At 65.5% G+C, this 12679-nt stretch carries 12 protein-coding genes; 2 read left to right on the forward strand and 10 right to left on the reverse strand.

Annotated features, from left to right (window positions below; translation table 11 throughout):
- Positions 1-40: 40 nt before the first annotated feature.
- Together scpA and EN818_RS08990 are read right to left on the reverse strand one after the other, a co-directional pair.
- Entirely contained in the window at positions 41-2164 is a 2124-nt protein-coding gene (scpA, locus tag EN818_RS08985; RefSeq protein ID WP_135904404.1) for a methylmalonyl-CoA mutase, read from the reverse strand.
- Positions 2161-3603: a methylmalonyl-CoA mutase subunit beta gene (locus EN818_RS08990; RefSeq protein WP_095805641.1), complete on the reverse strand. Its 1443-nt coding sequence runs from the start codon at positions 3601-3603 to the stop codon at positions 2161-2163. The genes scpA and EN818_RS08990 overlap by 4 nt, the downstream gene beginning before the upstream one ends.
- 238 nt (positions 3604-3841) lie before the next feature.
- Here EN818_RS08990 and EN818_RS08995 point away from each other — a divergent pair, with 238 nt between their 5' ends.
- On the forward strand, positions 3842-5365 hold the full coding sequence (locus EN818_RS08995) for a helicase HerA-like C-terminal domain-containing protein (protein ID WP_095805642.1): 1524 nt from the start codon (positions 3842-3844) through the stop codon (positions 5363-5365).
- A 25-nt stretch (positions 5366-5390) separates the two neighbouring features.
- Here the strand turns inward: EN818_RS08995 and EN818_RS09000 are convergent, their stop codons facing one another.
- From EN818_RS09000 to EN818_RS09035, 8 genes are all read right to left on the reverse strand, one after another.
- Entirely contained in the window at positions 5391-5891 is a 501-nt protein-coding gene (locus EN818_RS09000; RefSeq protein WP_095805815.1) for a DoxX family protein, read from the reverse strand.
- A gap of 134 nt (positions 5892-6025) precedes the next feature.
- Positions 6026-6487: a tetratricopeptide repeat protein gene (locus EN818_RS09005; protein WP_095805643.1), complete on the reverse strand. Its 462-nt coding sequence runs from the start codon at positions 6485-6487 to the stop codon at positions 6026-6028.
- 31 nt (positions 6488-6518) lie between these two features.
- The gene (locus EN818_RS09010) at positions 6519-7490 is read right to left on the reverse strand and encodes an MBL fold metallo-hydrolase (RefSeq protein WP_095805644.1); all 972 of its coding nucleotides are present in this window, start codon (positions 7488-7490) and stop codon (positions 6519-6521) included.
- 76 nt (positions 7491-7566) lie between these two features.
- A complete protein-coding gene (locus EN818_RS09015) occupies positions 7567-7785 on the reverse strand; it encodes a DUF680 domain-containing protein (RefSeq protein WP_095805645.1) in 219 nt (72 codons plus the stop codon).
- A 261-nt stretch (positions 7786-8046) separates the two neighbouring features.
- Positions 8047-8847 carry an anti-sigma factor gene (locus tag EN818_RS09020; protein ID WP_245521423.1) on the reverse strand — a complete coding sequence of 267 codons (801 nt, stop codon included), beginning with the start codon at positions 8845-8847 and terminating at the stop codon, positions 8047-8049.
- A 38-nt stretch (positions 8848-8885) separates the two neighbouring features.
- Positions 8886-9428 (reverse strand): sigma-70 family RNA polymerase sigma factor, encoded by a 543-nt coding sequence (locus EN818_RS09025; RefSeq protein ID WP_095805647.1) that lies wholly within the window; start codon positions 9426-9428, stop codon positions 8886-8888.
- A gap of 430 nt (positions 9429-9858) precedes the next feature.
- Positions 9859-10509, reverse strand: coding sequence for a LysE family translocator (locus EN818_RS09030; RefSeq protein ID WP_095805648.1), 651 nt, complete (start codon positions 10507-10509; stop codon positions 9859-9861).
- A gap of 25 nt (positions 10510-10534) precedes the next feature.
- Positions 10535-11158: an FMN-binding negative transcriptional regulator gene (locus tag EN818_RS09035; protein ID WP_095805649.1), complete on the reverse strand. Its 624-nt coding sequence runs from the start codon at positions 11156-11158 to the stop codon at positions 10535-10537.
- Between EN818_RS09035 and EN818_RS09040 the strand changes: the two genes are divergently transcribed.
- A complete protein-coding gene (locus tag EN818_RS09040) occupies positions 11157-12665 on the forward strand; it encodes a PLP-dependent aminotransferase family protein (RefSeq protein WP_245420325.1) in 1509 nt (502 codons plus the stop codon). The genes EN818_RS09035 and EN818_RS09040 overlap by 2 nt on opposite strands.
- Positions 12666-12679 lie beyond the last annotated feature (14 nt).

Genomic DNA, 12679 nt, shown 5'->3' on the forward strand with positions numbered 1-12679 from the left:
ACGCGCCATCTAAGGCGTTGCAACGGAAATTATAACAGACCTAACCAGCCGCCAGCAGCCGATCCATCAGCCGGTCCGCCGCCTGCGGAATGACGGTGCCCGGCGGGAAGATCTCCGCCGCGCCCGCCTTCAGCACCGCGTCATAGTCCTGTGGCGGGATGACGCCGCCGGCGACGATCAGCATGTCGCCATGGCCGAGCTTTCTGAGCGCTTCCTTGAGCTCGGGGATCAGCGTCAGATGTCCGGCGGCCAAAGAAGATGCGCCGATGAGGTCGACATCCTGCTGGACCGCCAGCTTTGCGATCTCTTCCGGCGTCTGGAACATCGGCCCAACGGTGACGTCGAAGCCGAGATCGGCAAAGGCGCTGGCGATCACCTTCTGGCCGCGGTCATGGCCGTCCTGTCCCATCTTGGCGACCAGGATGCGTGGCTTGGCGCCGAATTTCTTTTCAAACGCTTCGATCTTTTCCTTCAGCCGGTCTGCAGCCGGGTTGTCGCCGAGCGCGTCGCGATAGACACCGGAGATCGTCTGGACGGTCGCCGCATGGCGGCCGAACACCTTCTCCAGCGCCAGCGAGATCTCGCCGACGGTGGCATTGGCGCGCGCGGCGCGGATGGCGAATTCGAGCAGGTTCTCGTGGCTTTCGGCCGCACGGGTCAGCGCCGCCAGCGCATCCTCTACCGCTGACACATCGCGCGTGCCCTTGAGCCGCTGCAGCTTCGCCAATTGCCTGGCTTTCACCTCGGCATTGTCGATCTTGAGCACGTCGACCTCGATATCGGCTTCCGGGCGATGCGCGTTGACGCCGACCAGCACCTGCTCGCCGGAATCGATGCGCGCCTGGGTGCGCGCGGCGGCTTCCTCGATGCGCAGCTTGGGGATGCCTTTTTCGATCGCCGCCGCCATGCCGCCGAGGTTTTCGACCTCCTCGATATGGGCAAGCGCACGCGCCGCCAGGTCATGCGTCAGCCGCTCGACATAGGCCGAGCCGCCCCACGGATCGATCATGCGCGTCGTGCCGGATTCCTTTTGCAGGATAAGTTGGGTGTTGCGGGCAATGCGCGCCGAATGGTCGGTGGGCAGCGCCATCGCCTCGTCGAAGGAGTTGGTGTGCAGCGACTGCGTGTGGCCTTGCGTCGCCGCCATCGCCTCGATCATCGTGCGGGTGATGTTGTTGTAGGGATCCTGCGCCGTCAGCGACCAGCCGGACGTCTGGCAATGGGTGCGCAGCGACAGTGAGCGCTCGTCCTTCGGCGAAAAATTCTTCTCCATCAGGCTCGACCAGAGCAGCCGCGCGGCGCGGAGCTTGGCGACCTCCATGAAGAAATTCATGCCGATCGCCCAGAAGAAGGAGAGGCGAGGCGCGAAGCGGTCGATGTCGAGCCCGGCGGCAACACCGGCGCGGGCATATTCGATGCCGTCGGCAATCGTGTAGGCAAGCTCGAGATCGGCCGTCGCCCCGGCTTCCTGCATGTGATAGCCGGAGATCGAGATCGAATTGAACTTCGGCATGTGCCGCGAAGTGTAGGCGAAGATGTCCGACACGATCCGCATCGAGGGCTTCGGCGGATAGATGTAGGTGTTGCGGACCATGAACTCCTTCAGGATGTCGTTCTGAATGGTCCCGGCGAGATCCTTCTGCGCGGCGCCCTGTTCCTCAGCCGCCACGATGAAGAGCGCCATGATCGGCAGCACCGCGCCGTTCATCGTCATCGAGACCGTCATCTCATTCAGCGGGATGCCGTCGAAGAGCTGGCGCATGTCGAGAATGGAATCGATCGCCACACCCGCCATGCCGACGTCGCCGGCGACGCGCGGATGGTCGCTGTCATAGCCGCGATGGGTGGCGAGGTCGAAGGCCACCGACAGCCCCTTCTGGCCGGCCGCGAGGTTGCGCCGGTAGAAGGCGTTGGACTCCTCCGCCGTCGAGAAGCCGGCATATTGCCGGATCGTCCAGGGCTGCTGGACATACATGGTCGGGTAGGGGCCGCGCACGAAGGGCGGGAGGCCGGGATAGGTGTCGAGATTGGCCAGGCCCTTGAGGTCGCCCTGGCCGTAGAGGTGCTTGACCGCGATGCCTTCCGGCGTCATCCGCTGGCCCTTGAGCTCGATCGGCGCGCGGCGCGACGCCGACCAGCCGATCTGGCTGAAATCCGGGATCATGATCCGGCTCCGATCGATTGGTCGATGCGCACCGGAAACAGCGGCTCGCATGTCGCGACACCTTCGGTCAGCGCCGGCCGGCGCTCGGCCGGCAATGTCTCGACCGGGCGCTCGCTGCTTGCAGGGAACAGGGTGGTGCCGATGATCCCGCGTTCGCCCGCCCTGTATGCGGCATTGCGCTTCGCTGCGGCGGTCTGCACGCGGTTCTGGATGTAGCCCTGCTGCAGGCTGTGGAGCACGCCGCCCTCGGCCTCAATGCGCTGGAATTCCTCCCAGGCGGCGGCGCAGAGATCGTCGGTCAGTGCCTCGACCGCGCCCGATCCGCTGGCCGGATCGGCGACGTAGTGGATATGACTTTCCTGCGCCATGATCAGCTGCGCGTTACGGGCGACGCGGCGGGCGAACCCGGCCGGCAGTCCGTGCGCGATCGTGTGCGGCAGCACGGAGATCGAATCGGCACCGCCGCTGGCTGCGGCGAAGGCGGCGATCGCGGTGCGCAGTATGTTGGTCTCGGGATCGGCAACAGTCACCATCCGATAGGAGGTCTCGGCGTGAATGTTTGCCGTCGAAGCCGGGATCGAGCAGACCTCCTGGATCCGAGCCCAAAGCTTGCGCAGCGCCCGAAGCTTGGCGATGGAGACGAACTGGTCCTGGTCCACGCTGAGCGCAAAACCGATATAGGGAGCGGCATAGACCAGCGGCTGGCGTGCCTTCTCGAACATTCTGAAATAGGCGACGGCCGAGGCCATCATCGTGCCGAGCTCCTGCGCCTCGGTGGCTCCGGCATTGTGGAACACGCGGCCGTCGGCTTCGAGAAGCACCCCCGGCACGCCCATCGAGAAGAAATGCGCCAGCGATTGCGGCATCGATTCCTGCAGCGCCTCGATCGACATGCGCAGCCGGCCGGTTCCGGCGAAGATCGCCGCCGGGTCGATGCCGAAGGAGAGGTTCAGCTTCGTCGGATCGGAGCGGCGGCGGGTCAGGAAGGCGAGCAGCCAGTCGGCCACCGCGCGGCTCCAGGGATGCGCATCGATGCGCACCTGCACGCGGTTGAGCGGCACGCCGTCGAGCACCGTTTCCAGCGCCTCCGCGGTCCTGGGCAGGCCGTAGCCGAAGGCGTTCGGCGCACCCTCGAAAACCAGAGAGAGGCCGGTCGCGCCCTGCGCGATGTCCTGCAATGCCTGGGCGCTGGCGCGGGCAATGTCCGGATCGTCGATCCGCTGGCTGACAATCCAAGGGGCTTTGGGGTTGGTGCGCAGCAGCGGCTCGGCGGCGACCGAGCGTTCGCTCAGCGGCTCGATACGAATGCCGTCATCCGTGTGCGAAACAAGCTTCTGCTCGAAGGAGCCGCCGGCAAGTGCCTTTTCCGCAAGCGCCAGCCAACGCTTGGCCTCCGCGCTTGGAAGGTCGACATCCTTGGTCAAGGCGCCCGCGCCCATCGCACTCCTCGCTTCTCGCCCGCATCGGCCGGTCAGGCCAATCTAGGGCGCTGTGTCCGATATCACAATGCGCCATCCGTCCGGTCGCGGCACTAACCGATTGCCAAACATGCTCGCAATCCGCAAGCTTCATTGGCGGCCCAAATTCGCTGGCGGGCATTGTGGCTCGGGGATACCGTTACTATACCTCGGATGAGGCTAAGCGATTTGACGAAACGGATTTGCGGAGACCGCACCTATGGTTGACGACACCAGCATCTTCATCGGCGCCAGCCGCAAGCCCGACGATTCCTACCAGCGCGCCGAGCAGCTCCTGCTGCGCTACGGCAATCGCCATGGCCTGATCACCGGCGCCACCGGCACCGGCAAAACGGTCAGCCTGCAGGTGCTCGCCGAGGGCTTTTCGAACGCCGGCGTCCCGGTCTTCTGCGCCGACATCAAGGGCGATCTTTCCGGCATCGCCATGGTGGGCGAGGGTAAGGATTTCCTGGTCAAGCGCGCCGAGCAGGTGAAGCTCGAACCCTACCGTTTCCAGGAATTCCCGGTGATCTTCTGGGACCTGTTCGGCGAGCAGGGTCACCCGATCCGCGCCACCGTCTCGGAAATGGGGCCGCTGCTGCTCTCGCGGCTGATGAGTCTCACTGAGGCGCAGGAAGGCATCATGAACATCGCCTTCCGCATCGCCGACGAAGAGGGGCTGCTGCTGCTCGACCTCAAGGATCTGCAGGCGCTGCTGGCCAACATCGCCGAGCGCGCCGACGAGATCAGCGCCCGCTACGGCAATGTCACCAAGCCTTCCGTCGGCGCCATCCAGCGCACGCTGCTGGTGCTGGAGCAGCAGGGCGCCGCGAACTTCTTCGGCGAGCCGGCGCTGCGCATCGCCGACATCATGCGCACCACCCGCGACGGCCGCGGCGCCGTCAGCGTGCTCGCCGCCGACAAGCTGATGATGAATCCCAGGCTCTACGCCACTTTCCTGCTTTGGCTGATGTCCGAACTGTTCGAGGAACTGCCCGAGGTCGGCGATGTCGAGCGGCCGAAGCTGGTCTTCTTCTTCGATGAGGCGCATCTCCTGTTCGAAGACGCGCCGAAGGTGCTGGTAGACCGTGTCGAGCAGGTGGTGCGGCTTATCCGCTCCAAGGGCGTTGGCGTCTATTTCGTCACCCAGAACCCGCTGGATATTCCGGAGAAAGTGCTGGCTCAGCTCGGCAACCGCGTCCAACATGCGCTGCGCGCCTACACGCCGCGCGAACAGCAGGCCGTGCGGACCGCGGCCGACACCTTCCGGCCCAATCCCGATTTCGACTGCGCCACCGCGATCACCCAGCTCGCCACCGGCGAGGCGCTGGTCTCGATGCTGGAAGACAAGGGCGTGCCGGCGATGGTCCAGCGCACGCTGATCCGGCCGCCCTCCTCACGGCTCGGCCCGATCTCCCCGGACGAGCGGCGCAAGCTGATCGCCGAGAGCCCGGTCGCCGGCCAGTACGACCAGATGGTCGATCGCGAATCGGCTTTCGAGATCCTGCAGAAGAAGGCCAAGGAGGCGCAGGACGCCGAGGCTGAGGCGCAGCAGGCCGACAGCGGACGCTCGCGCTGGGGTATTCCGGGCTTGGACGATGTGCTGGGAACGGGCGGCAGGCGCAGCTCCAACCGCCAGACTGTGGCCGAGGCCGCGATCAAATCGGTGGTGCGCTCGGTCGGCTCCTCCGTCGGCCGCGCCATCGTGCGCGGCATCCTCGGCAGCCTGGCGCGAGGGCGCTAAACGGCATCCCGTTGGAAGCGTCCAACTAAAAGGGGAGTTTGGTTTCACCCACCGACGATTGCCGATCGCTCTGCGACGACCTGTTCGACGTATCCATCCCGCGTGCCGTGTCCAGAAGGCCCTTCAAGAGCGTGTCCAAGGATATTGTGCCTGCGCCGCTGAGCGCGAGGACGAACAGGCCGCCGGCGATGGCGAGGTCCTTCTCGAAATGCAGGAGTTCGTTTTGGCTGGCGAAGTTGGTGTGGAAGAGGCTCGCCGTCGTCAGGCAGAACAGGCCGAGCCCGATGGCGCCGAGTCGCGTCAGGATTCCCACCGCCACCGACAGGCCGGCGCCGAGTTGCAGGGCAATCGTGGCCAGCAGCAGCGGCGCGCCGACGCCGAGCGCGGCCATGGCCTTCTCGGCGCCCTCGAAATTGGTCGCAAGCTGCAGACCCTCATGCACGAAGATCAGGGCCAGCAGAAGCCGCCCGACAAGCAGGATGACGTCCTTCGCGTAGGAGTTCTCGGCAAGTTTGGTCGATGTCATGGTGGCTTCCAATCTTTCGAAAAAACGCGCGCGTCTCGCCGAATGCGCAAGACGCGCCGAACGCGTTTGATGTCGAGCGGAACCGACGCGAGGGAGGATAACGCCGGCTCCGCTGCAGGGCGCCCGCCGGCGCCCTATTTGGTCACTTTGGTGTCGATGGCATGCTTGAGGTCGGACAGTTCCTCGCAGCCGGCCGGGCAGAGCTTCTGCAGCGAAGCCAGCTGCTCGTCGGCCTTGGCAAAGTCGCCGGTCTCGACATAGAGCTCGCCCAGATATTCGCGGGCCGCCTTGTGGTCGGGCTTAAGCTCCAGCGCCTTGGTGTAGTAGGTGAGCGAGGTCTGGTAATCGCCGGTCTTGCGCAGGGTGAAGCCGAGGAGATTGTAGACGTCGGCTTGCTGGGTGTCCTGCGCCAGGTCGCGGAGATCGGCCAAAGCGCCCATGTAGTCCTTGGCCTCGATCTTGGCCTTCACCGCCGTCAGGTCAGGCGCATCGGCGCCTTCGATGTCGTCGACGGCAAAGGCCGGCACAGTGATGGCGATCGGGGCCGCGGTCAGCACCGCTATGGTGCCGAGTACCGCGAAAAGTGGATGTTTCATTGGAGTTGTCGCTTTCTGTTCGTGATCTGGTTCAGATCCGGGTCGGGGTGAAGGCGTAGGCGTTGCCGTCCTTGACGAAGCTGCCGGTGCCAGGGAACGGGAAGTGCGAGCCGCAGATGCGAAGCTTGTCGGCAATCACCTGGTCCATGATCTTGTGGCGCGTGGAGATCGCCATCGGCCCGTCCTGGTCGTAAGCGCCCTGCCATTCGGGATGCGGTGCGAGCAGCGCCGGCACGTACATGGTGTCGGCCGAGACGAGGAACTGCTCGGCGCCGGCGTCGACATGGTAGACCGAGTGGCCAGGCGTGTGGCCGGGCGCCGCCATGATGCGGATGCCGGGCACCACTTCCGTGCCGTCCTCGACGAGCTTCCAGTTCTTCCATTTCGGGAAGTTCTCGGCGATGCGTTTGCCCGCCGGCTTGCGGCCCTCGGGCAGCTTGGCCAGCCGGCTCGGATCGGTCCACCAGTTGTATTCGGCGGCGTTGACGATCAGCTCGGCATTCGGGAACACCGGCCCGCTGGTGCTCTTCTCCATCAGGCCCCAGACGTGGTCAGGGTGGAAATGCGAGATCATGATGGTGTCGATCGCCTTGTAGTCGATGCCGGCGGCCTTCATGTTGGCCGGCAGATGCGTGGCGTTGGCTTGCCACTGGCCAACGCCGGAGCCGGCATCCATCATGATCGTGCGGCCCTTCATCTGCAGAACGACGACGGTGAGCGGGATCGGCATGAATTCGGTGGTCAGCCCGGCCTTGGCAAGCGCCGCCTTGGTCTCGTCGACCGAGACGTCCTTGATGAAGGCCGGGTCGTGCGGCTTGCGCCAGATGCCGTCATAGATGGCGGTGACCTCGAGCGAGCCGACCTTGTATTTGTAGAAGCCGACCAGCGGCTCGACCGGGGTTTCTGCGATGGCGGCGGGTGCGAATTCCAGTTTGCCGGCGATGCCGAAGGCGGCCGCGGCCGCCGCGGATCCAAGCACCATGCGGCGTGTCATGTTGAACATCGGAAGTCTCCTCTAGTGTCTACAATTCATGGGTGCGAGAGATGGCGAAGGGCCCGTCTTGCCGGGTCCCCCGGGCCTAGCGGCCCCAAATTCCCTGACCGGGCTCTTCCGGAGCAGGCTTGACCGCCATCGTCGGGCGGTGGCGGGCAATTTCAGGCTTCGAGAGGGAACCTGTACGGGTGGTATCGACCGCCGCAACCGGCTGGGCGTTGTTGGCGTCATAGTGATCGCTGCCGGCAAGGGCGCTGCCGGTGGCGAAGATGATGGCGGCAAGGGTGAAGACGGTTCTCTTCATAGTCGTAGTCCTTCCAGGTTGGTTGATGCGGGCCTTGGGAGGATGGCCGCGCTACACAGCAAGACCCGGTCCGGCCGTCGCTTATTCCCGGGATGCTGCGAAAAAATATTTTGGACTGGCGGAATTCGGGGGTGCCGATGGCCGCATTGGGCCTCGATCGGCGCAGGGCCGGGGCAGCCGGACCTCGGCGCGCGGCATGGCAGACACGCTCCGCGGCTTGAGGGCTGCTCCGACGTCCGCCGCCTGGCTGGTGGGATAAAGTCAGCTGCCGGCGACCGCAGCGCGAAAGCGGGCCGCGAACGCGTCGAGCTCTGGCCGTTCCATGTCGGAGATCGCCCAATACGAGAACGCGCTGTCGCTCCATTGCACCAGCGAGAAGCCACCGGCCGAAAGGTCGACCGGGCTTGTTGCCGTGCCCCCACTTTGCGGCTCGGTGGCCACGGTGATCAGATGCTCGCGGTGGCGGTAGACGAGCGCCGGCACCGGCCGGCCGTCGATGACCTCTACTCTACCGCCGACAAGCGCAAATCCATCCTTCGCGAGGTCCGGCGCGGGTGGGGAAACGCCAAGCCTCGCGTCCAGCCAGGGCTTCACGGTGTGCCGGTCCGACGAGACGACATCCACGGGGCTTTGCGCCAAGAGGCTGCGCCGATGGCCGCTGGCTACCCCGGCGGCGAAGCTGTCGGGCGCGCCGCGCTGCATTGCCCACTGTGTGGCGCCGCTGGCCAGCACCGCGCTGACCATGATCGAGGCAGCCATGGCTCGCCAATCGAATGAGCCGAAGCCGCGTCTTGACCAGCTCGGTCGGGAGGCTTTCTGCCGTGTCTGCGCGGCCTGTGGCCGCAACGCGTGCACATTGCTCCCCGCGCCGATGGCCGCGATGCGGGCGCTGAATCCCTCGCTGACGACCGGTTTTGCGAGGCCGCCAACCGCTCCCCGCACGGCAACGATGCGGGCATGGTCGGCAGCCAGAATTGGATCGGCGGCGATGCGTCGCTCGACAGCCATCGCCGAAGCTGCATCAAGCTCGCCATCGACCAGTGCGTTCAGCATCAGCTTCATTCCGGCGGCATCCTCGGGCAATCCGTCATTGTGGGTGCTCATTGCGCCCTCCCAAGGTCAGAGATCAGCAGGCTGCGTGCTCGTGCCAGCCGCGACATGACCGTTCCGATCGGCACACCGAGCACGGCTGCCACGTCCCGGTAGGCGAGGCCATTGATATCACGCAGCACGAGCGTCTCGCGGAATGGCTGCGGCAAGGCGGCGATTGCCGCTTCCAGGGCCGCCGTATCGGCCTTGGCGATCAGACTCGCCTCCGGGCTTTGACTGTCAGCCACATCGGTGGCGTGCGCGGCGCTCACCTCGTCAAGATCGCCGAGGTCGCCGACTGAGACGATGCTGTGGGGACGATTGCGCGCCAGCCACGTATAGGATGAATTGCGCACGATCGTCAGGAGCCAGGCGCGAGCATTGCCGCCGGCAAAGGTGGCAATGCTCGCATGGGCTTTCATGCAAGCGTCCTGCACCACATCCTCGGCGTCCGTGCCGTTGCCCGTCAGCCAGCGGGCAAGTGCAAGCGCGTCGGAAAGATGCGGGATCACGACCTCGCTGAAACGAGCGGCCCGCGCATCATTGTTCAGCATTGCTGCACCGTCATGAGCGCCTCGCGCCGAATGCTCATAGGGCGGTTCTGCCTCGCGAGCGTACCCGCCAGGAACGCGCCTGGTCGCCAGCGGCGAGGAATGTGAAGGCACATGTCTCATCAATGTCAATCGAACTGGACCAGAACAATGCATCCATGCCGATGCGCTTACGAGAACCCAGCTGGAATATGACGGTCGCGCGGCCGGGTGCGCGCGGACGTCTCATCAGCCCTATGATATGGCGACCTGGCAACGTGACGTTCCTTCGACCTCGACCGGCAGGTCCTCGACAACAGAAGACCGAGGCTGATGGCGATTTATTCCCGAAGGCAGCAAAAATTTTTTTGAGGCAATAGGCCTCAGCAAGACCGGCCGTTTGGTTGGCCAGGAGGGAGGGGAACCTCGGTATTCATTTCTGTGGTGGTGGCAATCAAAGAGCGGGGCGCCTGGCGATCGCAAGGCCGACGCCGAGTGCGATCATCGCGCCGCCGGAAGCCTCGCGCAGTCGTCGGATACCGCCGGAGCGTCCGGCCGCGCCTTCCCGGACGCGGCTCGCCACAAAAGCGACCACCCCGTCGACAAGGGTGTTGAGCGTTACCGAGATAAAGCCGAGAAGCATGAACTGCAACGCGACGTGACCTGCCTCCAGACTCACGAATTGCGGAATAAAGGCCAGGAAGAAGGCGGCCGTCTTCGGGTTCAGGGCTTCGACCAGCACCCCTTCGCGAAACGCCCGCCGCGCGCCGACCGCCGGCGTCGGCGCGCCGCCGTCAAGCGCTGTTTTGGCTTCCTGGCGGGCGGACTGGAAGGTGCGGAAGCCGAGCCAGACGAGGTAGACGGCACCGATCAGCTTCAGCGCCGTGAACAGTTCCGCGCTTGCCAGCACGATCGCGGAAACACCAAGGCTGCCGGCCAGCACGTGGACCATGCCGCCGAGGCCCGTGCCGAAACTGGAGGCGATGCCTTCCGCGCGTCCTCCGGCGAGCGTGCGCGCGGCGACGTAGAAAACGCCCGGGCCAGGCGTGACGGCGAGCAGGAGCGCGGCCGCGAAATACAAGGCGAACTGGGTCAGATGCGGCATGATAGATTCGCTTGGGACCCGGCGTTCATACTGGGATCAGTGGCGCGACCTCGCGGTCCGAAGGCCGCTCGCTTGCAGCGAGACCGGCCAACACCCCGGCGCGATCGGCCGCGTTGCGGTTCTGGCTCATCTTGCGCTTGCCTTCCAGCCTGGTGATCGGCATGCGCAGCCCGACAATCCCGCGCAACTGCGACTGAATGAAATCCGCCGGCGCATCCGATACGGACCAGGGCGCGGGGCGACCGCCCTCATGCAGATTGGTCAGGCGCATGACGACGTCGAGCAGCCTGTCGGCATCCTCGAAGAATTCGATCGGGCCGTAAGCGTGGACGGCGACATAGTTCCAGGTCGGCACCACCTTTCCGGTTTCCTGCTTGGTCTGGTACCACGCCGGCGTCACATAGGCGTCCGGCCCCATGAAAATTGCCAGGCCGTCGCCCAGCGGCGACGCGCGCCACTGCGGATTTGCCTTCGCGACATGACCATAGATCGTGCCGTGCTCGCCCTCGTTTTCGTCGAGAAACAGCGGCAATGGCGTGGCCAGCGGCCCTTCCGCCGTGGCGGTGACCAGCGTCGCCAGCCGCGCCGCGCGGATCGTCGTCCTGAGGCTCTCGCTGTCGTCGTCGCGGAAGGCAGGCGGTGTGTACATGACGAAACTCCTTGCATTGCCAGTGAAGATGCCCGAAGGCTGGCTTGCTGAAAATATCCAGTCTCGAAGGATTTCGGTGGTCCAGTTGCAGCAGGACGACGGTGTCGCGCGGCGTATCATCGCGGCGATCAAGCAGCAGATCCACAGCGGCGGCTACCGGCCCGGCGACCGGCTGCCGTCGACACGGGCTTTCGCGGCCGAATGGGGCGCGTCCCGAACCACGGTGACGGCAGCCTATGGCCAGCTCGCCGCCGAAGGCTATCTGATCGTCCGGCATGGAGCGCGAGCGATCGTGGCTCCGGGACTGGAGATGCCGTCGGTGGAAGCGCCCGCCGCGGTCGCCCAACCCCGCAACGTCTCGGCATTCGCGCGTCGACTGCTGGCCTTGCCTGCGCCGGCCGAACAGCAGCCGGCCAGAGTTGCGGATTTCCGCTATGGCGACCTGTCCGGAGCGGACTTCCCGGTGCTGGCCTGGCGGCGGGCGTCGAACAAGGCCATTCTCCGGCGCGGTGCGCGGCTGCGCTATGGCGATCCGCGGGGATCCGCCGTTCTGCGCAACGCGCTGCAGGGCTACCTCTGGCGAGCCCGCGGCATCGGTTGCACGCCGGACAGGATCGTCGTCGTCAACGGCTCGCAGCAAGGGCTCGACCTTTGCGCGCGGCTGCTGCTCGATCCCGGCGATTCGTTCGCGATTGAGAATCCGGGCTATCTGCTGGCCCGAAATGCCTTCGTGGCGGCGGGTGGCATCGCTGTTCCCGTTCCGGTGGACGGCGACGGGCTAAGGACGGATGCCTTGCCGCCGGCCCGCCTGGCCTATGTGACCCCTTCGCACCAGTTCCCGATCGGCGGCGTGCTGTCGGCGACGCGACGGCGTTCCCTCCTGGCCTGGGCAAAGGCAACGGGCGCCTACATCGTCGAAGACGACTATGATGGCGAATACCGTCACGACATTTCCCCGATCCCGCCGCTGCAGACGCTCGACGCCGACGCAGTCATCTATGTCGGCACGCTGTCGAAGACGCTTTCGCCCACTCTGCGGCTCGGCTATCTCGTCGTCCCGGCAAGCCTGGCCCGGGCATTCGCCGAGGCGAAGCGTCTGACCGACCGGCATGCGCCGATGCTGGAACAGGACGTGTTGGCCGACCTTCTGGCGAGTGGCGCCTATGAGCGCCATGTCCGCAGCATCCGGAGGAAGAACGCCGAGCGAAGGGCGGTCCTGCTGCAGGCTCTGACCGATCATCTTCGTGCGGGTGTTACGGTCGCCGGAGCCGACACAGGCCTGCACGTCGTGGCCTGGATGAACGGCATCGATTCCGCAGGCGAGCCAGCGATCATGGCCGACGCACGTGCTGCCGGGATCGGGCTCTATCCGGTATCGCCGCTCTATGATCCGACCGAGCCGCGGCCCGAGACGGCAGGCTTCATCATGGGATATGCGGGTCTCGACGCGGAAGCGTTGCGGCGCGGCGTTGCGGTGTTGGCGGACATCCTCACCAAGCACCGCTGACGAACTCATGCCCG

This window comes from Mesorhizobium sp. M3A.F.Ca.ET.175.01.1.1 (assembly GCF_004791945.1).
In the GTDB taxonomy this organism is placed as follows: domain Bacteria; phylum Pseudomonadota; class Alphaproteobacteria; order Rhizobiales; family Rhizobiaceae; genus Mesorhizobium.